The sequence below is a fragment of the Prosthecobacter fusiformis genome (assembly GCF_004364345.1).
Lineage (GTDB): Bacteria > Verrucomicrobiota > Verrucomicrobiia > Verrucomicrobiales > Verrucomicrobiaceae > Prosthecobacter > Prosthecobacter fusiformis.
In genome coordinates this window covers 13,451-37,095 of record NZ_SOCA01000008.1, presented here as the reverse complement: position 1 = coordinate 37,095, position 23,645 = coordinate 13,451, and the positions used below count along the sequence as shown (strand labels likewise).

General features: G+C 56.6%; 17 protein-coding genes and 1 tRNA gene. 9 read left to right on the top strand and 9 right to left on the bottom strand.

Annotated features, from left to right (window positions below):
• Positions 1–1,824, bottom strand: a complete 1,824-nt coding sequence (locus tag EI77_RS17430) for an FAD/NAD(P)-binding protein (protein WP_133796581.1) — start codon at positions 1,822–1,824, stop codon at positions 1–3.
• A gap of 168 nt (positions 1,825–1,992) precedes the next feature.
• Here EI77_RS17430 and EI77_RS17425 point away from each other — a divergent pair, with 168 nt between their 5' ends.
• From EI77_RS17425 to EI77_RS17405, 5 genes are all read left to right on the top strand, one after another.
• Positions 1,993–2,526, top strand: coding sequence for an MOSC domain-containing protein (locus EI77_RS17425; protein WP_133796580.1), 534 nt, complete (start codon positions 1,993–1,995; stop codon positions 2,524–2,526).
• Positions 2,527–2,589: 63 nt separating this feature from the next.
• The gene (locus tag EI77_RS17420; protein WP_133796579.1) at positions 2,590–3,084 is read left to right on the top strand and encodes a hypothetical protein; all 495 of its coding nucleotides are present in this window, start codon (positions 2,590–2,592) and stop codon (positions 3,082–3,084) included.
• A gap of 421 nt (positions 3,085–3,505) precedes the next feature.
• Positions 3,506–5,500: a glycosyl hydrolase 115 family protein gene (locus EI77_RS17415; protein WP_166647331.1), complete on the top strand. Its 1,995-nt coding sequence runs from the start codon at positions 3,506–3,508 to the stop codon at positions 5,498–5,500.
• Between the two features lie 182 nt (positions 5,501–5,682).
• On the top strand, positions 5,683–6,789 hold the full coding sequence (locus EI77_RS17410) for a Fic family protein (protein ID WP_133796577.1): 1,107 nt from the start codon (positions 5,683–5,685) through the stop codon (positions 6,787–6,789).
• 697 nt (positions 6,790–7,486) lie between these two features.
• A complete protein-coding gene (locus EI77_RS17405) occupies positions 7,487–8,185 on the top strand; it encodes a toll/interleukin-1 receptor domain-containing protein (protein WP_133796576.1) in 699 nt (232 codons plus the stop codon).
• Positions 8,186–8,750: 565 nt separating this feature from the next.
• Here the strand turns inward: EI77_RS17405 and EI77_RS17400 are convergent.
• Positions 8,751–8,825: transfer RNA gene (locus EI77_RS17400), tRNA-Val, on the bottom strand.
• A gap of 109 nt (positions 8,826–8,934) precedes the next feature.
• On the opposite strand from EI77_RS17400, the gene EI77_RS17395 reads away from it, so the two are divergent.
• Positions 8,935–10,542 carry a S10 family peptidase gene (locus tag EI77_RS17395; RefSeq protein ID WP_133796575.1) on the top strand — a complete coding sequence of 536 codons (1,608 nt, stop codon included), beginning with the start codon at positions 8,935–8,937 and terminating at the stop codon, positions 10,540–10,542.
• A 316-nt stretch (positions 10,543–10,858) separates the two neighbouring features.
• On the opposite strand, the gene hisF is transcribed toward EI77_RS17395, so the two are convergent.
• The 4 genes from hisF to rpe all read right to left on the bottom strand — a co-directional run bounded on the left by hisF (position 10,859) and on the right by rpe (position 14,681).
• On the bottom strand, positions 10,859–11,620 hold the full coding sequence (gene hisF / locus EI77_RS17390) for an imidazole glycerol phosphate synthase subunit HisF (protein WP_133796745.1): 762 nt from the start codon (positions 11,618–11,620) through the stop codon (positions 10,859–10,861).
• Positions 11,621–12,112: 492 nt separating this feature from the next.
• Positions 12,113–13,069 carry an amidohydrolase family protein gene (locus EI77_RS17385; RefSeq protein WP_133796574.1) on the bottom strand — a complete coding sequence of 319 codons (957 nt, stop codon included), beginning with the start codon at positions 13,067–13,069 and terminating at the stop codon, positions 12,113–12,115.
• A gap of 7 nt (positions 13,070–13,076) precedes the next feature.
• Positions 13,077–13,976: a DMT family transporter gene (locus tag EI77_RS17380; protein ID WP_133796573.1), complete on the bottom strand. Its 900-nt coding sequence runs from the start codon at positions 13,974–13,976 to the stop codon at positions 13,077–13,079.
• A gap of 30 nt (positions 13,977–14,006) precedes the next feature.
• Positions 14,007–14,681 (bottom strand): ribulose-phosphate 3-epimerase, encoded by a 675-nt coding sequence (rpe, locus tag EI77_RS17375; RefSeq protein WP_133796572.1) that lies wholly within the window; start codon positions 14,679–14,681, stop codon positions 14,007–14,009.
• 109 nt (positions 14,682–14,790) lie between these two features.
• Here rpe and EI77_RS17370 point away from each other — a divergent pair, with 109 nt between their 5' ends.
• From EI77_RS17370 to EI77_RS17360, 3 genes are all read left to right on the top strand, one after another.
• Positions 14,791–15,315, top strand: a complete 525-nt coding sequence (locus tag EI77_RS17370; RefSeq protein ID WP_133796571.1) for a helix-turn-helix domain-containing protein — start codon at positions 14,791–14,793, stop codon at positions 15,313–15,315.
• Positions 15,312–15,863 (top strand): PIN domain-containing protein, encoded by a 552-nt coding sequence (locus tag EI77_RS17365; RefSeq protein WP_133796570.1) that lies wholly within the window; start codon positions 15,312–15,314, stop codon positions 15,861–15,863. The genes EI77_RS17370 and EI77_RS17365 overlap by 4 nt, the downstream gene beginning before the upstream one ends.
• 82 nt (positions 15,864–15,945) lie before the next feature.
• Positions 15,946–16,881 (top strand): TraB/GumN family protein, encoded by a 936-nt coding sequence (locus EI77_RS17360; RefSeq protein ID WP_166647330.1) that lies wholly within the window; start codon positions 15,946–15,948, stop codon positions 16,879–16,881.
• Positions 16,882–16,907: 26 nt separating this feature from the next.
• Here EI77_RS17360 and EI77_RS17355 read toward each other — a convergent pair whose 3' ends face one another.
• From EI77_RS17355 to EI77_RS17345, 3 genes are read right to left on the bottom strand one after another with little or no spacing between them, the layout of a single operon-like run.
• Complete coding sequence (locus tag EI77_RS17355) at positions 16,908–20,846, bottom strand: PAS domain S-box protein (RefSeq protein WP_133796568.1); 3,939 nt, start codon at positions 20,844–20,846, stop codon at positions 16,908–16,910.
• Complete coding sequence (locus tag EI77_RS17350) at positions 20,843–21,223, bottom strand: response regulator (protein WP_133796567.1); 381 nt, start codon at positions 21,221–21,223, stop codon at positions 20,843–20,845. Before EI77_RS17350 ends, EI77_RS17355 begins: the two co-directional genes overlap by 4 nt.
• Positions 21,220–23,616, bottom strand: a complete 2,397-nt coding sequence (locus tag EI77_RS17345) for a PAS domain S-box protein (RefSeq protein ID WP_133796566.1) — start codon at positions 23,614–23,616, stop codon at positions 21,220–21,222. The genes EI77_RS17350 and EI77_RS17345 overlap by 4 nt, the downstream gene beginning before the upstream one ends.
• Positions 23,617–23,645: the final 29 nt, after the last annotated feature.

Genomic DNA, 23,645 nt, shown 5'->3' with positions numbered 1-23,645 from the left:
CTAGTCTGCGGCCTGTATTTTTTCGTAAATGCGGGTGATCGCGGCCGGGGAATCATTCACGGGAGAGGACCGCTGGCATTCCTCCACCCAGGCCTGAACGACGATGGCACTGGTATCATTGCAGGCCTGCAGGCCATAAGAGTAGGGCCGTTTGCCCGAGGTGTGAGGGAAGGCAATATCGTGGATGCGCGGGTGGGACTTGCCATTGGAATCAATGAGCCTGTATGCACCGTCAATATCAATGCCGCCAGTGTGGTAAAGCCATCGGCCATTTTCTTTAAACAGGTGCTCTTTTTTGCTGTCTGGCATTTTGGGGGCGGCCGTGTGGGCATCATCAAAGGTGGTGCGGGCTTTGCGGGCAGTGCCGTCTTTGACAAGACTGGGGAAGGGATAGTCCTCCAGCTCCAGGGGCTTTTGCCCGCTGCAATCAATGAACATGCGATAGCTGAGGGTGCTTTCCTGGTCTTCATCCGCCACGGTGATGGTGGTGCTGCCGGGTTCTTTTTGTTCTTCGGCCACGGTCACCTTGCCAGCGACAATCTCCAACTTGCCCGCCTGATGCAGGGCCAGGATGGTATCGGCCGAATTCAGCGGCATGGCGGCGACGACATTCAGGAGGAAGGGCATCACCTCGGAGTGCAGCAGCAGATGATCCTCCGCTGGCATGAGCCCGGCATGGAAATTCAGCGTGTACATCAGGTCATCCATGACCTCCTTCCAGTGCACGGGCTGGTGGTTTTCCACGGATTCCTTGGCCTCCACCATCTCCGTACGCATGCCTTCGAAGGCATCCGCATATTCGTGCTTGGCACTCATTTTTTCCACGAAGTCGGTGAGGCTGAAATCCGAGTCATCCAGGAGCTGGACCATCTCTTTCATCTCGTCCTTTTCAAAGGCGGTGCGTAGCGCCGGGCGGCAGATTTTGTCAAAGTAGGTCTCAATGCGTAGGAACCCGGAATCATCAATCAGGCCTAACAAGGAGTTGCGATTCAGATGGCGGTAGATTTTTCTCATGGGTTCCACCTGATCGAACTGCAAATGCGGCAGCAGACCTTCGGAGGAGTGCATGGTGATTTTGAAGTTTTCTGTCCCTGGATGAGGTTGGTAGGTCATGTGACCATCCTCCTCCGTTACAAAACGGCCATGCCGGTGGGTGAGGGAGGAAACGACATCAAAGGCGCTGAGGGAGGCCCCCAGGGTGCCGATGGGAAAATTATGAAATTTGCCCTCCGGTGGCAGCAGCTTGGTTATGGGCCAGGGGGAGGCGTAGTAACCCTGGGCAGGTTTGTCTTCCTCCGCCCAATGGTGACCGGTGGCAATGACAATGCGGTCAAAGAGATGCGTGCTGCCCGTGGCCGTGGTGAGGGTGACGCCGCTGCCGGAGGGATGATCCTGCACATCCGTGATGGCGCTGTCCGGATACTCGCGGACGCGGATGCCTGCCTGGGCCAGGAGGGCGATCAAGGCATCATACTGGGCTTTTAAATACTGGCCGAGCGCGAGGCGGCTATACACCTCGCTTTCACTGATTTCGACATTTTCCAAGTCCAGCTCACGCAGGGCTTCTGGCTCCAGATTGCGCAGCCAGTCAACCAGGGTGGTGGGCAGCTCTGGCAGTTCCTCGGAGGAAATATTGGACATGTTATACCGGTCCGTCGTCTGCGGATTGTAGGGCATGCCCATGCCGGTGAGGCTGCTTTTTTCAAAGATGGCGACTTCTGGAAAATGCGGCTTCAGGATCTCCGCCTGATCCAGGAGATGCTTTAACAGGAAGATGCAGGAGGGGCCGCTGCCGATGATGGCGAGAGGTTCATGGGAGTTCATTCAGAGCGAGGCACAGAGACGTTGAGGGCTAGGACTGGAAAATGGGGTGCCGTGAGGATGCAGATGCAAAGGCACCGTCACTGAATCGCATGGAGGCCAGGGAGCGGCCTTCGCGCGATGTGTTTATGAGCTTCACAATTTTGATCAGATCCGCAATTGGACGTGCCCATGGAAACCCCGGACCCCCAGACCCCAGCCGCAGAGACGGAATCGCTACCGGTGGAGGTGCCGGTGTGGACAGGGGATCTGGTGCACATTTACATCTCCGGCGGCCATGATTACTGGGGGCGGCAGGGAGAAGGCCGGATGCAGAGCGGGATCACAGAGGTTCGAGAAATCGAATGCGTGGCTGGTATGGGCCTTCGCGGGGATCGTTACTTTGGCTTCCGCCCAGACTTCAAAGGGCAGGTGACGTTTTTCGATGCGGCGGTGGTGGAGGAAATCCGACGCATCTTCAAACTGCCGAAACTGCCTGCCTCCGTCTTCCGGCGCAACCTCATCGTCCGTGGCATGCCCCTGAAGACCGGACTGGGAAAAAGGTTCATCTTCCAAGGCATCGAATTTGAAGGCAGCCAGGAATGCAAACCCTGCCAGTGGATGGACCGCGTCATCGCGGATGGTGCGGAGGCCTTTATGAAAGGCGAATTTCGCGGCGGCCTGAGAGCGAAGATCCGCAGCAGTGGGGTGTTGAGGGTGGGGTGAACGGAATAAGTGAAGTTTTGAGGATTGCTTGAAGCCGGAGCTTTGGATATTCTTCCAAGTCTGATGAACCCCTTTTTGGTTAGCCTACTCTTTTTTGTCCCTGCCTTCACCTGGGCTGCGGAAGCCCTATCGTTTCAAAAGATGGCGGCGGGAGAGACCATTTATGTCACTTTTTCAAGCCAGGGCTGTATCCACAATCACCATTATGACTTTGAATTTTCCAAAGAGGATGCGGTGAGCGTCAAGGTCATCCACCACCCACATCTCTGGAATAAGGAGTTGATGCGGGAGCAGGCATTGCAGCCCATTGACCTGGGCACTCTGGAGCTCAAGGACAAGGATCTGGTGAAATTGGACGGGCTGTTAGCCTATTATCGACATAACACCCGAGGCGGTTGCACGACGAGAGACTGGATTCAAATCGTTCAGAAAAATGGCGGCAAGATCATCGCCACTGAAAACTATATTGATGAAAGCTGCGGCACCTATGACCTAACCGATGCACTGCCTTTGCACATGCTGATCAACCGCCTGGAGAAGAAAAGGAAGAAGTCGTGAGTTGATTGCTTGGAACTATGAATTTCTCAATCATAGATTCAAATGAGGGCGCAGTCCGAGGTAATGGCTTATTTGGCCGCATTGGTACTGGTTCATACACTGGGATGCATCGTGGGTATGCTTGCAGATCCTGGAGAAAGGACTGTTCGAATGGGCGTATAAATGAAAATATACGCCCTCGCGTTTAGGGGTGCATGCCGGTAAAAGGACTTTGCTTCTTCTTGCAGATCGTCCGTTAGGCATTGAAAGCGCTTTGTGTCAGGGAATAACCACTGAGTTCTGTGGCCTATCCTTCAATGGCGGAAGCCGTTCGGATTCCCTCCTCTGCTTGCGACGACTGTCTTCAGCGTTTAGTTGAGTCGATATCATGCTTCGATCTCCACTTCTAAAAGTTGTTCTGCATTTGTTTATTTGGGGAGGAATGCTCGACACAAGTCTGACAGCGGGAGCCCTTCGTCTGCCTCCCGGCGTTCCAGTCATCGTTGATGAATCAGAGCCTCTTCCAGTTCAGAAGGCTGCCCACGACCTATGCCGTGATCTGGAATGGGTGTTGAAGGTTCCATCCCCGTTGATGAGGAAGCTGCCTGACAATGCCAGCCCGGCCATCGTCATTTCCAGCTCAGTCACTGAGGGGGGTATTACGGGTCCCGAGTCGCATGCGATCATTCGCCGAGGCTCACAGGTGCAGCTTCTGGGGACTGACATGCGTGGCACCATTTACGCCATCTACAGCTTCTGCGAGCGCTTCCTGGATATACCACCCTGGTGGTTTTGGGCTGAGTGGAAGCCAAAGACGAAGTCCCAAATTGAAATTCCAGAAGACGCTAAACTCACTTGGCAATCCCCGCAGGTTCGCTGGCGTGGCTGGTTTCCAAATGACACGGATCTACTGTCTCCATGGATTCAGCGCAATTACGCCACCCACTGGGACCGCGTTCTCGAAACCATGCTGCGGCTCAAACTCAATCTGCTGGATGTCGGCGAGTTCTCTGACGACTCGCTGCGAAAGCTGCGCGTGCCGCGTGATCGGGGGCTGGCCGTGACCACGACTCATCTCGCCCCTTTTGGCGCTTCCTTGCGTGATTGGGCGAAGTTTTGGACAAAACAGGGCCGTGCCAGCACACCGCCGCTCCGCCTGGCTGACATGCCGCAGCTTGAGCAGTTTTGGGAGCACCACATCCGCCTCGCCCAACAGGAGAAGGTTGAAATGATCTGGATGATCGGCCTGCGTGGGGATGGTGACAAAGGTTTTTACAAAAGCTTCACCGATGCACCGCCGGATGATGCCGCGCGTGCCAGGGTCCTTCAGGACGTGCTGCACCGTCAGATCGCACTCTTGCAGCGTGTCACAGGTGAGCAGCATCCACTCATGCGCACGGTGATCTACGATGAAGCCTCAGACTATATGGCTGCGGGCTTGCTGCATCCACCTGAGCTGCCCAGCCTCATCTGGAACTTTAGCGCCGCGCGGCATGACCACTTTCCGGCTGCTGATCTTCGGAATTATCGTGCTCCCTCCGCTCGTCCGCTCGGCTACTACTTCAATGTGCAGTTCACCAATACCGGCTCTCACCTCGCCGATGGTGAAGGCCCGTGGAAGATGGAGCAAAACCACCGTATGCTGCTGGAATCCGGCCCCAATTTGCAACTTTCCATCGTCAATTCCGGGAACATCCGTGAGTTCCCTCTCAGTCTATCGGCCCATGCCAGTATGATGTGGGACTTCGCCAGCTACACGAGTGACCGTTTTCTGGCGGACTTCTGCAAGGGCTACTGGGGAGCCAAGTACGGACCTCAAATTGACGTCCTGTACCGAGACTTCTTCAACGCCTACTGGCAGCAGCGAAAGCCCGATATTCCCGGCTTCCCTCGTCAATACATCTTCCATGATCTTCGCGTCGTCCGCGCTGCCCGGGATCTCATGCGAGCCACCCTCCATACTTCGCAGGAATCAGAACTGCTGGGTGATCGCGGCATCGGTTACTATCGCATCGTGCCCGAAAACTGCGACACCACCTCTAAGGTCGAGGCTGTGATCCAATGCAATCAACAAGCAGCCGAGCGCTTCGCACAAGTGGCCCGTCGCTGCGACGATCTTGCCCCGCACTTGGGTGATCAAGGCCAGCAGTTCTTCAATCAAAGCCTGAGAGCACAGGCTCGTTTCATGGCAGCAGCATCTGCCTGCACCGCTGCATGTGCAGAGGCTTACAAGGCTAGAAATGGTAAGAGCACCTATGATCAGTGGATGCGCAAAGCCCAGGTCAATGGGGACGGGATGGCAGCTATCCTGAAGGAGCTTGATGCCACAGGCCCTCTTCAGGACTGGTATTCAGCGGAGAAAATTTTTGGACTTCCAGAGACGCTGCAGATGATTCAGCGTCGTGTCTCGGGGAACGTAAAGGTTAAATCAAATTGATGAGCTGATCTCGCGCTCCCCCCAACGTGGAGAGGCTACTATTGGACCGGCGGATCTGAAAATATACGCCATCGCGTATAAGGGGGCTTGCGGGGATAAATGGATTATTCGCCGCATCGGATGCGGGGAATATTGCATTTGCGGGGAATACGGATACAATCTCCGCACAGGAAGCGGAGATTATGGAGTACATTCACGAACTGAGAAACTGGCCTCACTTAAAGTGGGACAAGGATAAGCTGTGGCCTCAGGTCGCGGGGATCAGGCAGCGCCAAGGGCATTTGCAGGGGCGCATGAAGGATCTTGGCTTTTCTTTTCGCTCAGAAGCCACTCTTTCCACCCTGACGGCAGATGTGGTCAAATCCTGTGCGATTGAAGGTGAAAAGCTGGACGCCCAAGAAGTGCGGTCATCCATAGCCCGTCGGCTCGGCTTGGACTATGCCGGGACAGAAGCGGTGAACCGGAATGTGGAAGGCATTGTGGAGATGATGCTGGATGCCACCCAAAATTTTGCGCAGCCGCTGACGCCCGGGCGGTTGTTCGGCTGGCATGCTGCCTTGTTTCCTGCGGGCTATAGTGGCCTGAGCCGCATTACGGTGGGAGCCTGGCGTCCACCCGAGGCGGGGGCCATGCAGGTGGTGTCTGGCCCCCTTGGTCGTGAAACGGTTCACTTTGTCGCCCCACCGGCGGAGCGGCTGGATGATGAAATGGCGGCTTTTCTGGAGTGGTTCGAGGCACAGGACGGGGTGGATTCCATCCTCAAGGCAGGTGTGGCTCATTTCTGGTTTGTGACCATCCACCCTTTTGAAGATGGCAACGGCCGCATCGCGCGGGCGATTGCGGATATGGCCCTGGCAAGAGCCGACGGCACGCCAGAGAGGTTCTACAGCATGTCAGACCAGATCGAGGTGGAACGCAAAGACTACTACCTCCAACTTGAGCGCAGTCAGCGCAGCGATCTGGACATTACGCCATGGCTGCAATGGTTCCTGGCGTGCCTCACCCGCGCCCTCGAACAGGCCGAAGAAACCATCTCCGGCGTGCTGTGGAGAGCCAAGATCTGGCATATGGTGAATCAAGGCCCCGTGAATGAGCGCCAGCAAAAGGTGCTGAACAAGGTGCTCATGGGCTTTGAAGGCAAACTGACCTCCTCCAAATACGCCAAGATGGCCAAGTGCTCCGAAGACACCGCCCTCCGCGATATCCGCATCCTGGTTGATCGCGGTGTGCTGGTCAAAAATGAAGGCGGGGGACGCAACACTTCGTATGGTTTGGCGAAGTGGAGCTAGAAATGGAAGAACTGGACAAAAGGACCGCCAACCAGCTCCGGCGCATCGCTCGCAAGAAGGTGCAAAAGGATGTCGAAAGCAGTCGCTGGAAGCGATTCTTGAAGGCTGAAAATGAGCAGTACTGGCGCGTTGGAGGACGTCTATTCTGGGAAACATTGAAATCTGTAAAACATGGCTCGGACTCAAAGTTGGATCGTCATGGAGAGCTGAGAAGCCCTCGTCTCTTCTGGATGTATCAAGACAAGGAGGCCATCGAGCTGGACGGCGGGAGGTTGTTCCTATGGATCCATGGAGGAACCATACTTTCTCGGTCAATCTCCTTCGGAAAGATATTCGCAAGCTCCCCAAACGTTGGAAACCAAGGAACAATGACCGGGTGCGCATGATGTGTGATGCTGATTTATTTGTGCGGGCCGTGAAGCGATTAGATCGGCCATCTTCTTCTTTTTTGGAGCAGTCACGCCAGGGATAACAATAATCGTAACTTTGTTATATGTGGAACAATAGATTGTTAGGTGGCGGCTCCAGGATCGCATTGTTGGGGAATTTCAGGGCGGTCTTGCCATCGCGCGTTGAACGATCAGCGATTGTTGTTAATGTGATGATTTATTGTTTTTTTAAAATTCGTGTGATTCCGATATATAAAAATTAATTTTAGCACTTGAGGTAATGAATAATTGTCGCTACTAAGAATCATATGTCTAGATGCACAGCACCAGTAAATGGGCATCGCTTATCGAGCGCTGCAGAGGCCTGCCCTGCATGCCGTGGCCGCAACAGAAGCTACGGTGGTTACGGCTCGTCATACGCGTCCTCCTCCTACGCTCCCTACTCCCCACCAACGAGCAGTGGCGGTGGGTCAGGAGGTAGGGCAAAACCGCGATGGTCAAGAGCAGGCTCCTCCGTGTCATATACGACTGCCCAAGTGCAATCACTCGAGCCAATCCGCAAAACCGTTGAGAGGCGCGCAGTTGAACAATCTGATCTTCGTGACGTTTTCCTATGCCACGCGTGGGGCGACCGACAGGGGGTAGCCAAAGAACTGCACGAGTTGCTCGTGGCGGCTGGGGTCAAAGTTTGGTTCAGCGAGAAGGATCTCGGCCTCGGAGTTCCGATGATGCGCGCTATCGACAAGGGCTTAGCAAATTCACGAATCGGCCTTGTGCTTGTGACCCCGGCACTGCTAGCCCGACTGCCTCAAGAGAGCGTTGCCGACAAAGAACTATCTGCACTCCTGGCAGGTAACAACCTTGTTCCAATCGTGCACAACACTACGTATGCAGCTCTTCGCAACGTTAGTCCCTTGCTTGCTTCCAGAACCGGATTGGATACTGCAGAAGATTCACTGGCAATGGTTGCTGAAAAAATAGCCGAGCTTGTTGCCATCCCGGTTTAACCAGCAGAACAAGACGGTTCCCTTCACAGGCTAAGAAGAATTAGCCCTCCCGGGCCTGAGGGGATACCGGGACTTGCCAAGCGTAGCGCCTGCCCGCCTCGATGCCCCATGGTTTTCATGGGACATTGTCGTTTCGAATGCTAACGAGGCCGGGCCTCTAGCATTCTACAGACCTCATTGTATGCTTGAAATTCTTACAATCGAATTTTTGTTTGACGTGTTCGAATGAGTATGTTCTTTCTCAGTTGTCAACAACACATGGAGGAAAGTCATGAACAAAATTTATCATCGAGACAAAGCATTTATTGAAGAGCGGCGCTCGGACTTCCTATGGTGCCTCCATTGCGAACGAACGTATAATCGGGGACAGTATCGGGATGAAGATGGCTTTCAAATGTGCCCATATCCTCAATGTAAAGGAAGCACCGTTATTGACGGTTGGGATTGGGAGGATGTTAGAGACGGTCACCCTGAATACCCAATTGTACCGACGGATGGTGTTCACTATCCATTGAATTAAAAAATCAACTGTTACCTCAAAATATCGCAACGTGGCGAAGGAGGATGGTGCGCGGTGCAGGGTTCGAACCTGCGACCCTTGCCGTGTGAAGGCAATGCTCTACCACTGAGCTAACCGCGCGATTGGGTGGACGAGGAGTTAAGCTGCTTGTGGAGGGTTTGCCAGTTCTTTTTTCAGGAAATGATGGATTCAAAAGATGCGGGGCGGGTTTTCCGTTTATGGTGGTGCTATGTTTCCTCCAACCTCCTTTTTGCGGTTCCTTTCATTGTTTGCGGTGACTTCGTCCCTGGCTCTGGCTCAAGCGCCGGGTGGGGGTGAGGGGGAGGCTAAACCTGAGGTGCCCAAGGATGCGGCGGAAAAGGGGGATGCGGCTGGGAAGGATGAGAAAGCGAAGGGCGATGAGAAGAAGGATGAGAAGCCGGGCAAGGATGCGGCGGACAAGAATAAGGTGACGGAGCACAGTCTGGTGATCAATGGCCAGAAGGTGGACTATACGGCGACGGCGGGGATGCTGAGCCTGAAGGACGGGACGGGGAAGGTGACGGCGGACATTTTTTATGTGGCCTATGCAAAGAAGGGGGTGCCGGATCTGGCGAAGCGGCCGCTGACGTTTTCCTTCAATGGTGGGCCGGGGTCGTCATCGGTGTGGATGCACCTGGGGCTGCTGGGGCCGAAGCGGGTGAAGCTGCGGGATGATGGCTTTGCGGTGCCGCCGCCGTATGAGCTGGTGGAGAATGAGTTCTCTCTGCTGGATGAAACGGACCTGGTTTTTATTGATCCGGTGGGGACGGGCTACAGCCGGGCGAGCAAGCCGGAGGAGGCGAAGAATTTTTATGGGGTGAATGAGGATGCGAAGAGCATCGGCGAATTCATCCGCCTGTATGTGACCAAGCAATCGCGGTGGTTGTCGCCGAAGTTTTTGATCGGCGAGAGCTATGGGACGACGCGGGCGGCGGCGCTGAGCGGGGAGCTGCTGCGGACGCATAAGATGAATCTAAATGGGATCATGCTGGTCTCCACGGTGCTGAACTTTCAGACCATCTGGGGGGCGGACGGGAATGATCTGCCGTTTGTTTTGTACCTGCCCAGCTTTACGGCGACGGCGTGGTATCACCAAAAGCTGCCTGCGGATCTGCAGGGCAAGCCGCTGGCGGAGGTGCTGAAGGAGGTGGAGGCCTTTGCGAGCGGGGACTATAATCAGGCGCTGCTCATGGGGGCGGCGCTGCCTGCGGCCCAGCGGGTGCAGGTGGTGAAGCAAATGGCGCGGCTGACGGGGCTGAAGGAGAGCTATGTGGATGCGTCCGACCTGCGGGTTTCCCTGAACCGCTTCAGTGCGGAGTTGCTGCGAGATCAACGTCTGGTGGTGGGCCGGTTTGACAGCCGATATACGAGCTACATGCGCGATGCGGTGAACAACTCCGCTGAGCGTGATCCGAGTGCGGATGCTGTTTTCAGTGCGTTTACTTCCACCTTTAATCATTACGTGCGTAACGATCTGAAGTTTGAGGATGACCAGCCTTATAACATCCTGACAAGCCCAGGAAAATGGAATTGGGATGCGGAAAACGAGTTTACCAATGTTTCTGAAACGCTGGCGGAGAGCATGACCTCGAACCCGTTTTTGAAGGTGCATGTCTCCAGCGGTTTTTATGACATGGCGACGCCGTACTATGCTTCTCGTTATACCTTTTCACACCTGAACATTCATCCGGAGCTGATGAAGAACGTCACGGAGGATGACTATACGTCGGGGCACATGATGTACCTGAACCTGCCGGACCTGAAGAAGCAGAAGGAGGACCTGGCGAAGTTTGTGCGGATGGCTTCGGGGAAGTGATGCGGGAGTGTGGCTAGGGGGTGAGGCCTCCTGGCCTCATTGTAGGGGCGAGACGCCCCTACTCCTTGCTTCAGCGTTGCCCCGCACTCCTTGTACAATGCCCGCCGCCCAACCCAAGGGGTTGGGGCGTCTCGCCCCGACTGGGGCACCTCGCTTTGCTCTGCGGGGATAGTTGCTTTTTTGTTGATTAAGACCGGGCGGACTGAGGCCCTCCGGGCCTCATTGTAGAGGCGAGACGCCCCTACTCCTTGGAGGGGACCGGCTGAAGCCGGGACTACAGAACGGCACAGAACGGCAGAACGGGGCCCCGGGATTTTTAGACCAAGCGGACGGGGACGCCTTGGTCGCCGAGGTATTTTTTGACGTCGCGGACGGTGTATTCGCCGAAGTGGAAGATGCTGGCGGCGAGGACGGCATCGGCTTTGCCAGCGCTAAGGACATCGGCCATGTGCTGGATATTTCCGGCACCGCCGCTGGCGATGACGGGGATGGTGACGGCCTCGCTAACGGCGCGGGTGAGGGCGATGTCGTAACCGGCTTTGGTACCATCGGAGTCCATGCTGGTGAGGAGGATTTCCCCGGCACCGCGGCGGCAGACTTCGGCGGCCCATTCGACGGCATCCAACTCTGTGGGATAACGGCCGCCGTGGGTGTAAACGGTCCAGGAGCCGCGCTCGTTGCGCTTGGCATCAATGGCGACGACGAGGCACTGGCAGCCGAAAGCTTCAGCAGCGGCGTCGATGACTTCCGGGGTTTTGACGGCGGCGGTGTTGATGCCGACTTTGTCTGCCCCGGCGAGGAGCATTTCCCGCATGTCGGCGACGGTACGGATGCCACCCCCGACGGTGAGGGGCATGAAACAGGATTCGGCGGTACGGGCGACGACATCCACCATGGTCTTGCGCTCTTCGTGGCTGGCGGTGATGTCGAGGAAGACGAGTTCATCGGCACCCTGGGCGTTGTAAACTTTGGCGCATTCCACAGGGTCTCCGGCATCCCGCAGTTGCAGAAACTGGGTGCCTTTGACCACACGGCCTTCTTTGACGTCGAGACAGGGAATGATGCGCTTGGTGAGCATGGGGGCGAACAGGATAAGGGCAGGCAGGGCGGCGGTCAACTGGGGGCGGAGGATTGGGCGTGAGTTGACAGGATGGTGATTCAATTTAAAGCGTGACAGAGTTCTTTGGGATAGCGATCATCTGGCGTGCCAATGTCGGATTGCGCTTGGTGGATTAGATTCAGCTTTGAGCGTAAAAACACTTCATGAAGCTATTGGACCGATACTTTGGAAAATTAAAGTACGTCTATACCCAGAGATGTGGGTGTTCCTTCATGCTTGCCTTATTCGCCTATTTTGTCATTGCAATCGCACTTTGGCTAAGTGTCGCGAATGAACCAAAGCGGCCGAGGACAGAGGCTGATGATCTGGCTGGAGCCCAACTGAGTGGAGCGGTCTTTCTATTCTGTTTTTTAGTAGTGCCGATTTTACTCAGGAAAAAACAATGAGGCAAGTGGAGGCGGACTGTGGAATGGCTGTTTTGTACTGGATCCCAATTTAGACAATCTCCGGTTAGCCCAGGCGGAAGAGCTTTTGGGCGTTGGCGAAGAGGATTTTGCGCTCGATGGCCTGGGTGGGGGAGAGCTTGCGGATCATGGCGATGGTCTGGGCACCCTGGCAGCCGGGTCCACGGCCGAAGTGGTCGGCACAGTCGCTGCCGTAGAGGATTTTATCCTGGTGGCGCTGGAAGAAGGCGGTTGTGTGCTCTTCATCCCGAGTGAGGGCGTTGAGGCCGGAACCGGCAGACATGTCGGCGAAGAAATTGGGGTAATCGGCCAGGAAACGGTCGGTGAGGCCACCGGGGGTGATTTTGCCTTTGGGGTAAAGATCTTTGGGCTGGTGATGTTTGTCGATGTTTCCCCAAAAGGTCTGGGCATGGCCGATGAAGGTGGTCTGGGGATACTTGGCGAGCATGGTGTGGAGGCGCTCGTAACCGCGATTGTAACGCTCGTTTTGGAAGTGCATCAGGATGGGCACGTGATAGGCAGCGGCTAGTTCGTAGAGCTTTTGGCTTTGGCTGGAATCGCATTCCACGTCGAATTTTTGCTCGCCGATGATGCAGGCTCCGAGCTTGAGCCATTTTTCGATTTCGGCGGGAGCTGTGTCCTGGTCGGTGACTTCGTTGGCTCCCCACAGATAGGCACCGGGATGGTCCTGGGCGATTTTGCGGCAAGTTTCCGTGCCCAAACATTGTGCACCGAGGCCGTTGGAGCGGCCTTCGTGGGTGGAGGGGCGGCTGGTGGGCGTGCCTGCGGGCAGGAGGATGGTGGTGGTGATGCCCATGGCCTGCTGGTGGGCGAGGAGGTGGTCATCCCCCCGCTGGTGGAAATGGGTGTGCTGATGGATGTCGATGACCGGCTCCGGCGCGGCTGTCCCTGGTGGGGACGTTTTTTCCTGAGCCATGGCCGTGGCAGCAAGGGAGGCGAGGCTGCTGCTGAGAAAGGCGCGGCGGGAGGTGGATGGGAGCATCCAGACTTTACGGTATGAAAGGCGGCTCTTTAACGGCAGCCGTGCGTTCTCCGGTGACCCATCGGTTGAGCCAGGGGATGAGCAAGACACTGCCGATGATGATGCTGGCACCGATGTAAAAGCCGCTGCTCATGTGCTCCTGTGAGCCAAAGATGAGAACGGCCAGGACGATGCCATAGATAGGCTCCAAATTATAAACCACGTTCACGGTGAAGACGGACATGTGGCGGAGGGCGGTCATATACCCTGCGTAGGCGCCGACGGTGCAGACGGTGGACAGGATGAAGAGCCAGAGGGCATCCCACGGGCCGGGAACTGTGAGTTGGGATGGGGTGGTGCAGATCCAGGCCAGGGCGGTGACCACCAGGGCACCCTGCATCTGGTAATAACCCATGACGAAGGACTGCTGGCGGGCCACGAGCTGCTTATTGGTCACGGAAAAGAGGGCGGCCAGGAAGGCTGAGATGATGCCGACGGTGAAGCCTAACCAATAGCGTAACTCCACCTCATAGATCATCCACACGGCACCGACGATGACGGTGCCGACGAGCAGCTCCAGCGGACGCCAGCGGCGGGTGCCATCCACGAGGGGCTCAATGAGGCTGCACCAAAGCATGGCGGTGGGCAGTGCGGCCAGGCTGACACTGGCCGTGGCGAGGCGTGCCGACTGGAAGAAGAGGATCCAGTGCAGGCCCAGGAGGGCACCGATGCCCAGCATTTTCCAGCGATCCGCCCGGCTGACCTGGAGGCGCTGCTTTTGCCACAGGACCAGGATGGCAAAGCCTGCGGAGGCGATGGCAGTGCGCCAAAGCACCACCTCAATGGGCGGCAGGGTGATGAGCTTCCCCAGGATGGCGGTGAAGCCCCAGGCGAGGATCACCAAATGCAGCAGCAGGTAGTTACGCACAAAGGGGCAGGGGAAGGCGGAGGAGCTTCCTCAGGCCACGCAAGCGGTCAGCTCAGCCATGGCCTGTGGGGTGTCTGCGGGGCCGTAAAAGGAGGTGCCGCAGACGAAGAGATTGGCTCCGTTCGCCTTGGCGATGGGGGCGGTGTTGGTGTAAATGCCGCCATCCACTTCGAGGTGGTATTTCAGGCCATGGGCATCCCGGTAATCACGCGCGGCGGCCAGTTTTGGCATGGTCTGTTTTTCCATGAACGGCTGCCCGCCGAAGCCGGGGACGACGGTCATGACGAGGAGGAGATCAATTTCATGCGCGTATGGAATGGCGGCCTCAAAAGGGGTGTCCGGGTGGAGGGCAATGCCGGCATGCTTTCCGGCGGCACGGATGCGGCGCAGGGTCTCGATGACGGAGGTGTCATAACGGGCCTCGACATGGATGGTGATGTTATCCGCACCCGCATGGAGGAATCGCTCCAGGAAATGGTCCGGGCGGTGGATCATGAGATGCACGTCCAGATACATGTCCGTACACTTGCGCACGGTCTGCACCATCTGGGGGCCAAAGGAGATGTTATCCACGAATGCGCCGTCCATCACGTCCAGGTGCAGCCATTGTACGCCCACCTCTTCAGCGCGTTTCACTTCAGCGGCGACCTTGGACCAATCGGCAGCGAGGAGGGAGGGCAGGATGAGGGGTGTATCGTGTGTCATGGTAGAATGCTGATTCGGTAGGAGTTTCCGGGCAGGGGAGCAACCGGGAAGTGAGGGAAAGGTGGGAGGCTTATTGGGTGTGCGATAGGGTGTCCTGGGTTATGCGGGAATGCATTCAATTGTTACGTTTGTTTCAGATATTGCAGTTGGAATCAGCGTATGCTACGATTTGAAAAGGAAGAAGCTTATGCCAACGACCGATCATCCCATAGTACCCACGCAAAGTGATGTGCTTCTTGCTCAAAAGTCATACCGCATACTCGGAAAGTTGAGCGAAGGTCGCGACGCTCCGATGGGTATCAAGATTGGAGGTCAGGAGGTAGAGATTCCTGGGGTATTGTGCGGTATTCTATTCGATGCGCTGGCCAAAGTGGCTGAAGGGAAGGGGGTTGCCCTCAAATCTATTGAGGAAGAAGTGTCCCCACAGGAGGCTGCCGAATTATTGAATGTCTCGCGTCCATTTGCCGCAAGGTTGTTCGATGAAGGGGCCTTCCCTAGCCGCAAGGTGGGGAGCCACCGTAGAGCCCTGGCCAGTGAAGTGATCGCCTATAAGGAGAGGGAGAAACAGGCGCGTCTCAAAGCCCTGGAGGAATTGGCAGCGTATGACCAAAGTCTGAATTTGGGCATTCAATGATTTCCCCGACCGTTATTCTGGACGCCTGTGTTCTGTATCCTGCCGCTTTGCGCAGTCTGTTCATGTATCTTGCTGTGAACGAGACCATCCATGCCCGATGGACGGAGAGGATACATGAAGAATGGATGACGGCCGTGCTTCGAGAGCGGCAGGACTTGAGCCGCGCGCAATTGGAACGCACGCGTGACCTGATGAATCGTCACGCCTTGGATGCGGTGGTGACTGATTACGAGCGACACATCCCGGCGCTAGTGCTTCCGGATTTGAATGACCGGCACGTTCTTGCTGCGGCTATCGAGTGTGGGGCGGAATTCATCATCACCTGGAATTTGAAAGACTTTCCAAAACAGATCCTGAATGAGTATGGCATCGAAGCTGTCACTCCGGATCTATTTTTAACAAGGCTTATGGAGAGCGAGCCAACGGCAGTTCTCAAAGCGATGAGGATGCAACATGAGAGCCTCAAAAATCCTGCACTGACGGCTGAAGAGTATTTGGAAATGCTGAACCGGCAGGGTCTCCATCTCAAGTGGACTACAAAAGATTGAGGGGAAAAGCCAAGTGGGCCAGGACTGGTTTCTCTCTATATCGCGGTTGCCAGCGGGGTGGGGTGCGTGTTTGAATCGGGGGGTGTTTAATATTCGTCATCCGCTGGCAGTGACCTGCCTGTTTTTCCTTTCTGCGTGCAACCAGAGGGGGGGGGAGCGCACGCCGGATACGCCTGTTTCGGCGGCCAGTCAGGCGGGCAGTGTGTGGGTGGTGGATGCGCCGGAGACGGGGGGACGACTCTTCCTGTGCGGGACGATCCATATTTTGAGGGAGGATGATTATCCGCTCTCCCCTGCGTATGAGGCGGCGTATGCGAACTCGGACCGGGTGATCTTCGAGCTGCCGCCTGGGGCGGGAGAGGGGCCATCCATGACGACGCGGATGCGGGAGCTGGGCATGTATCCGGAGGGTGAATCCCTGGAGCAGAATGTGACGCCGGAGACGTGGAAGGAGTATAGCCAGTGGGCAGCGACGCGGGGGATATCCCCAGGATCACTGAACCGTTACCGGCCCTGGTTTGTGAGTCTGCTGATCACTTCCACCGAATACGCAGCGCTGGGGGCGAAGCCGGAGTGGGGGGTGGATCACCACTTTGAGGAGCGGGCGAAGCGGGATCAAAAACCTGCGGATGGGCTGGAGAGTGTGGAATTCCAATTGCAGCTTTTTGCGAAGCTGACTCCTGCGCAGCAGAATGAGATGCTGGTGCAGACGCTGGGGGAGGTAAGCACGCTGCCGAAGGAGTTTGATGAGATGATCACCTCCTGGAAAGAAGGGGAGCTGGATTCGCTGAGTGAGATGCTTTTCCGCGAGCAGGCGAAGTTTCCTGACCTGATGGATCTCTTCCTCTTTAACCGCAATCTGGCCTGGATGGGGCGGCTGGAGGAGATGCTGAAGAAGGGGGAGAAGGTGATGCTGCTGGTGGGCACGGGCCACTTTGCCGCAGACAAGGGGCTGATCCCGCTGCTGAGGCAGCGCGGGTATCAGGTGCGGCATTACCGGGATGTGGAGCAGTTTTAAAACTGGGCGGGTGGCGAGGGCGGGGCTTATTCGGCCAGTACGCTGCGGAGTGTCTTCAGCAGGGTTTCGGCGGTGTAAGGCTTGGGAATAAAATGCTTCACGCCTGCATTGGCGGCTTTGGCCACCATGCCATTGGCATTCAGTCCGCTGGCGGCGATGATGCGGACTTCCGGCTTGATGCGCATGAGTACGGGGATCATGGTGGGGCCGTCCATGACGGGCATCATCATATCCGTGAGCACGACGGAGATGTCATCCTTTTGCATGGCGAAGTGGGCCGTGGCTTCAGCCCCATCGGCGGCCAGGAGGACACGATAGCCAAAGGCCTCCAGCGTCTGCCGGGTGATCTGGCGCACGGCGGCTTCATCATCCACGAGGAGGATCTGCTCACCACTGCCGCGTGGCAGTTCCTCCACGGATTCATCCGGGTTTTTGGCGCGGATTTCGGTGTGGGCGGGGAGGTAAACGTGAAAGCGGGTGCCGTGGCCTGCCTCACTGTAAACGCGGACAAAACCGCCATGGCTTTTGATGATGGCCAGGGTGGTGGAGAGGCCCAGGCCGGTGCCTTTGCCCAGTTCCTTGGTCGTATAGAACGGCTCAAAAATGCGCTCCATCACTTCCGGACTCATGCCCGTCCCGGTATCCTCGACATTGACGACCACGTATGGACCCACCCTGGCATCCAGGTTCATGGCCACATAATGCTCATCCAGGCGGACATTGGTGGCGGCGATGGTGAGGGTGCCGCCATTGGGCATGGCATCCCGTGCATTTACACAGAGGTTGATGAGCACCTGATGGAGCTGGGTGGGGTCTCCCTCTACAGTCCAAAGATCATTGGGGATGGTGCTGCGGACCTCGATGTTTTTCAGGAAGGTCTCGTTGGAGATTTTTTCCACTTCCTTCAGGAGCGGTGCCACGGCCACTTCGAGCTGCTGCCCCTCCATCCCCCGGGCAAAGGAGAGGACCTGCTTCACCATATCCGCACCCCGTTTAGTGCTGGTTTCGATGGTGTTGAGGATGCTCAGGCGCTGTGGGTTTTGTTCATTGAGCTTCAGCAGCTCGATGGACATCATGATGGGGGCCAGGACGTTGTTCAAATCGTGGGCGATGCCACCGGCCAGAGTGCCGATGCTCTCCATGCGCTGCGCGCGGAGGAATTGCTGCTCCAGCTTTTTGCGCTCGGTGATGTCCGTGTTGATGGCGAGGATAGACTTCGGCTCGCCAGCTTGGTTGCGCACCAGGGTCCAGCGGGCTTCAATGGTGATGGGCTTGCCGTCCTTGGTCATCTGCTGGAGTTCACCTGTCCATTCGCCAGCCGTAATGGTGGCCTGGGTGGCGGCGATGAAGGCGGAGGGCTCCCGGTAAAGGAGTTCCTGGATGGACTTGCCGATGGCTTCCTGTGCGGACCAGCCATAGAGGCGCTCTGCGCTGCGATTCCAGTAGAGGATGTGGTGATCGAGATCCCGCACCAGGATAGCATCCTGTGCCTTGTCCAGGAGGGCTGCCTGCTCCGCGATGCGCTCGGCATTCAGTTTGGATTCGGTGATGTCACGTGCGACGCAGAACATGACCTTATCCAGCTCAGACCAGCGCGCGGACCACTGGATGTGGACGATGCTGCCGTCTTTGCGCACATAGCGGTTTTCGAAATGGCTGGTCGCCTCTCCCGACATGATGGCTTTGGCTGCCTCCACCGTTTTAGTGTGGTCTTCCGGCAACACCTTGTCCATGTAAGGAGTTCCCAACAACTCCTCGACAGTATAACCAAGGATGGTTTTGCAGCTTTGGTTGACCTGCAGAAATCTGCCCGCAGCATCAACGGTGCAAATCACGTCCAGGGAAGAGTTCAGGACGTTGGTCAGTTGGTTGGCTGTGTGTTTGTAACGGCTTTCACTTTCCTGGATGGCTTCTTCGGCTTTTTTTCGTTCGGTGATGTCCGCCCGGATCGCCACGTGTTGTACGGGCCTGCCTTCATCATCAAGGAAAGGGACGATCGTGGTCTCCACCCAGTAGTTACTGCCGTCCTTGGCGCGGTTTTTGATTTCACCCCGCCACACACGGCCTGCATTGATGGTCTTCCAGAGGTCCCCCAGAAACTCCTTGGAATGATGACCGGAGTTTACCAGACGGTGATCCTGCCCGATGAGCTCCTCGCGGGAGTATTGGGAGATGGCGCAGAACCGGTCATTGACATAGGTGATCTTTCCCTTGGCATCCGTGCGGGCGACGATGGCGTGTTCGTCCAGGGCGGAGCGCAGGTCGCCATTTTCCTTCACCATGGTGCGCAGGGCGATCTCCGCCTGCTTGCGCTCGGTGACCACGCGGAAATAAACGGCCAGACCCTCGTTGGAGGCATGGGCATGGAGTTCAAACCAGTTTTGCAACTCAGGGTAATAGAATTCGAGCCGGAGGGTCCGATGCTCCTGCACGGCCTGGTGGTAAGTGTGATACAGGTCAGATTCCACCGCCTCAGGAAAAGCTTCCCAGATGACGTGGCCTAACAGCTCCTCACGCTTCCGTTTCAGCAGTTTTTCCGCTTCGGCGTTCAGATACACAAAAGTCCAGGTCTGTGGATCCAGGAGGTAAAAGGCATCCGACATGTTTTCCAGGGTGGTGGAAAGGCGGGCGGCAGTCTTGTTCAGCTCCTCCTGGGTACGACGGCTTTCGGTGATGTCCCGGGAGATGCCGACGAGGCCGAGGATCTTTCCACGGCTGTCGCGATACGGGGCCTTGGTGGCCATGTACGTACGGGTGACGCCATCTGCGGTGAGTATCTCCTCCGTGGTGAGGGCCTCGCCAGATTGCATGACCTGACGGTCACTTTCATGGACAATGCGGGCACCTTCCTGGCCGAAGAGAAAGAGATCATCCTGACCGATGACTTCCTCCACTTTTTTGCCGACGAGTTTGGCCGCTCCTTCATTGAAAAGGAGATAGCGGCCCTGGAGGTCTTTGATATAAACGGCATCTGGAGTGCTGTCCGCGACCGCGCGGAGGAGGTCCGTCTTCCGCTGGATCTCCAATTCCGCCTGCTTCTCCTCTGTCATGTCATGGGCAGTGCCCACCATGCGCAGAGGGCGGCCGGATTCCTCATCATAAAAGATCTGGGCCGTTTCATGGAGGATGCGTTCCTGGCCATCTGGACGGATGAGGCGGTGGACGATGGAATAGACCTGACGATCCCGTACGGCACGCAAGACTGCCTGCCTGACCTGGGTCCGGTCATCCGGGTGGGTCAGTTGCATGAACAGGGTGGGTGTCACATCGACGGAGCCGGGTGCAAAACCGGCGATGCGGTACATTTCCTCAGACCAGGAAAGGGGGTTCTCATCCATTTTGTCCAGGCTCACCAGATCCAGCTCCCAACTGCCAAAATGGGCGATGCCTTGGGCGATGGTTAGACTGGCTTCACTGGCGCGCAGGGAGGCTTCCACCTGCTTGCGCTCGAGGATGTCTTTTTCCAGGGCGCGGTTAGTCTCTTCAAGCTGGAGAGTTTTTTCTTCCAGCTTGCGGATCAGTGTCTGGCTATACACCTGGAAAATCTCTTCCGTGGCGGCGCTGGGGATGCGGGGCGGTTCAGGGATGAGCCTTGCTGCATTCGCTTGTACACCCCTGAGTTTTTCCAGAAAGTCCTCCGGCTCCGCCGGTTTGAGGATGAAAGCATCCGCTCCTAGATTGAGGGCCAATTCTTCATCCTCCACCTCGGTATAAGTGGCGGTATAGACGATGAAGGGGATCTTTTTCAACCGTGCATCCGCCTTCCAGTGACGCAGCAGGGTATAGCCATCCATGACGGGCATGAGCAGGTCCGAAATGATGACATCCGGTGGCTGTTGCCGGGCCTTCACCAGCGCCTCAGCGCCATGGCACGCCGCTGTGACCTGATGGCCATGCCCCGTCAGCAGGGCCTGGAGGTAATACAGATTTTCTTCCTTATCATCGACGATCAGAACGTGGGTCATGGGAGAGAAGGGCGGGCGGCGAAATGTTCGATCTCGGTGACGAAGGTGTCGGGGTTGATAGGCTTTTCGATGTAACCGGTGCAACCGGCATCCAGGGATTTTTCCCTGTCCCCTTGCATGGCATAAGAGGTCACGGCGATGATGGGAGTCTGCTTTAAAGAGTCAATACAGCGCAGAGCTTTGGCCACGGCATAACCATCCATGTTTGGCAGTTGAATGTCGAGAAGGATGATGTCCGGCTTCAAAGTTTGCGCCAGTTCGATACCCTGGAGGCCGTCTGGCACTGAGTGAACGCGGTAGCCCTGCGTTTCCAGGATAAACGTGGCCAGATAACTGTTCTGCTCATTGTCCTCAATCATCAGGATGGTGCGGCTCATGGCTGGGAAGCAGGCTTGGGTTTTTGCGGGAGGGTGACGGTGAAGAGGCTGCCTTTACCCCATTCACTCGAAGCTGAAATTTCCCCGCCCATAAGCGCGATGAGGCGGCGGCAGATGGCCAGTCCCAGGCCGGTGCCTTCATGTTGGCGCGCTAGGCCGGTATCGATCTGGCGGAAGGGCTGGAAGAGATTGTTTAGGTCCTCCTCCTTGATGCCCATGCCGGTATCTGCCACGCTGAGGCGGAGGACGGGGCAGGGGCCTGTGGTTTCCATTTCTGTGGTGAGGGTGACGCTGCCATGCTCGGTAAATTTGATGGCATTGTTCAGGAGGTTGATGAGGATCTGCTCCACCCGGCGGCGGTCTCCTGTGACGGTGCCTATCTCTGGGGAAAGATGGCATATGAGGGAGAGGCGTTTTTTTTCCGCCAATGGCTTCAGGGAGGCGAGGACGCGCTCAATGGAATCCGGCAGGGGGAATTGTTCCACGCGCACTTCTAACTGCCCGGCCTCGATCTTGGAGATATCCAGGACATCATTGATGAGTTCCAGCAGATGCCGGGCGCTGCCGCGTACCATGCCGAGCTGCTTGTTTTGCTCAGGGTTCAAAGGACCTGCCAGCCCCTGGAGGAGGATGCCGGTGAAGCCGATGATGGAGTTCAGCGGGGTGCGCAGCTCATGGGACATGGTGGCCAGGAAGGCTGACTTCAACCTGTCTGCCGCCTCTGCGCGTACGAGGGCCTGCTGGAGCTGGCCTGTGCGCTCGATGACTTTCAGTTCCAGGCTTTCATTGAGATCGCGCAGGGCTTTTTCTGCCTGATGCCGCTCTGTGATGTCAATGGAGAGGACGAAGATGCCTTCAGGCACGGGTTGGACGCGGACATCAAACCAGCCGCTGGTGCCGTCCAGGAATGTGAATTCAGTTTCTTCATGCAGGGCGATTCCTTCCCTCAAACTGCGCTGGAGAAGGGTAAAGATCGGCGTGGTTTCAATGCCCGGCCACATTTCCATCATGGGTTTGCCGATGAGCTCTTCGCGTGGCCGACGGTTGTGCACTGTGGCGGCGTGATTCAGATAAAGGTAGGTCCAGTCGTGTCCGATGATCTGGCAACCTTCGAGGATGTTTTCCAGGGTGGAGCGGTAGCGCTGCTCACTTTTCTTCAAGGCCTTCTCAGCCTGCATGCGCTCGGAGATATCAATGCCGACACCGACGAGGCACCGCTGACCATCGTATTCCACCCGCCTGCCGGTGAAATAATAGGGGGAGCTGCGCCCATTTTTGGACTGGAAGGGGGCCTCAATGTAGGATTCTCCCTGGTCAAAAACTTCGGCGATGCGCTCCTCTAAAGGGCGCTGATCCTCACTGGAAAAAAAGTCCAGGGGGTGCATGGTGGATATCTCCTCAGCGGTATAACCGGAGACGGATTCGAAGTTCTTGTTCCAGCGCATGAACCGGCCCTGGTCATTGTAAAAATACAGGATGCCAGGCATGGTCTCGATCATGGTGGCGGAGAATTGCATCTCTCTTTGGGCCAGTGCCTCAGCACGCTGGCGCTCTGCTTCGCTGGCCAGGTTTTCGAGCGCGTAGGAGATGTCGTTGACGGCCTCCGCCAGGAGTTCCTTTTCCTGCTCCTGGAAGAAACCTGCCTCACTGGCATAAACGTTCAGGGTGCCGCAGACAGTCCCTTTAAAGCGAATGGGAAGAACGGCGGATGCCAGCAACCCGTGGCGGGGGGCCTTGGCATGCCAGGGAAGGGCAGAGGGGTCTTCTGACAGATTATTACTGATGACGGGTCGGGCTTCGCGATAGGCCGTGCCTGCGGCTCCGCAGCCTTCCGGGCGGTCATCTGTACTGATGTGGATATCCTTGAGGTAGCCGTTTACGTCTCCAGAGGATGCAACGGGTGCCAGGGTGCCGGATTCCGCTTCATACCAGCCGATCCATGCCATGCTAAATCCGCCATGCAGCGTCAGGCTTTCACAGATGCGGGGGAAAAGCTCCTCCCGGGATTTTGTCCAGACGATGGACTGGTTGATGTGGCTCAGGGCCGAATAAAGCTTCTTGAGCCGGTCGATTTCCTTCTCATGGATTTTGAGTGCTTCATAGCCGTCCCCGATAGTGCCAAAGGCCCAGCGCATCATCAGCAGCAGCGCCACGGCTGTAACGGTGACAAAGCCGAGGCCTTTATAGACGCTCCACTTGACCATCAATTCAGGAGCATCAAGCAGGGCCAAAAGGGCGGCATCCGAAAAATAGATCCATAGGGTGGCCAGCACCGCATAGATGCCAGCGATGCACCAGGCCCGGGTGCGCAGACTGGTATTACCGAAGAGACTGAGCAGAGTCTGCCACGGCCTAATCGGAGAATTGAGCTGCCGTGTTGCTGTTGATTCCACACGCGCCCATAATCCGATTGATTAGAGAG

Excerpts from the sequence above, each read along its gene's own strand:
- EI77_RS17395 (WP_133796575.1), top strand. The coding sequence starts at position 8,935 with ATGTTTCCTCCAACCTCCTTTTTGCGGTTCCTTTCATTGTTTGCGGTG.
- EI77_RS17385 (WP_133796574.1), bottom strand. The coding sequence starts at position 13,069 with ATGCTCCCATCCACCTCCCGCCGCGCCTTTCTCAGCAGCAGCCTCGCC.
- rpe (WP_133796572.1), bottom strand. The coding sequence starts at position 14,681 with ATGACACACGATACACCCCTCATCCTGCCCTCCCTCCTCGCTGCCGAT.
- EI77_RS17420 (WP_133796579.1), top strand. The coding sequence starts at position 2,590 with ATGAACCCCTTTTTGGTTAGCCTACTCTTTTTTGTCCCTGCCTTCACC.
- EI77_RS17350 (WP_133796567.1), bottom strand. The coding sequence starts at position 21,223 with ATGAGCCGCACCATCCTGATGATTGAGGACAATGAGCAGAACAGTTAT.
- EI77_RS17355 (WP_133796568.1), bottom strand. The coding sequence starts at position 20,846 with ATGACCCACGTTCTGATCGTCGATGATAAGGAAGAAAATCTGTATTAC.
- EI77_RS17430 (WP_133796581.1), bottom strand. The coding sequence starts at position 1,824 with ATGAACTCCCATGAACCTCTCGCCATCATCGGCAGCGGCCCCTCCTGC.
- EI77_RS17370 (WP_133796571.1), top strand. The coding sequence starts at position 14,791 with ATGCATTCAATTGTTACGTTTGTTTCAGATATTGCAGTTGGAATCAGC.
- hisF (WP_133796745.1), bottom strand. The coding sequence starts at position 11,620 with ATGCTCACCAAGCGCATCATTCCCTGTCTCGACGTCAAAGAAGGCCGT.
- EI77_RS17365 (WP_133796570.1), top strand. The coding sequence starts at position 15,312 with ATGATTTCCCCGACCGTTATTCTGGACGCCTGTGTTCTGTATCCTGCC.
- EI77_RS17410 (WP_133796577.1), top strand. The coding sequence starts at position 5,683 with ATGGAGTACATTCACGAACTGAGAAACTGGCCTCACTTAAAGTGGGAC.
- EI77_RS17425 (WP_133796580.1), top strand. The coding sequence starts at position 1,993 with ATGGAAACCCCGGACCCCCAGACCCCAGCCGCAGAGACGGAATCGCTA.
- EI77_RS17405 (WP_133796576.1), top strand. The coding sequence starts at position 7,487 with ATGTCTAGATGCACAGCACCAGTAAATGGGCATCGCTTATCGAGCGCT.
- EI77_RS17415 (WP_166647331.1), top strand. The coding sequence starts at position 3,506 with ATGCTCGACACAAGTCTGACAGCGGGAGCCCTTCGTCTGCCTCCCGGC.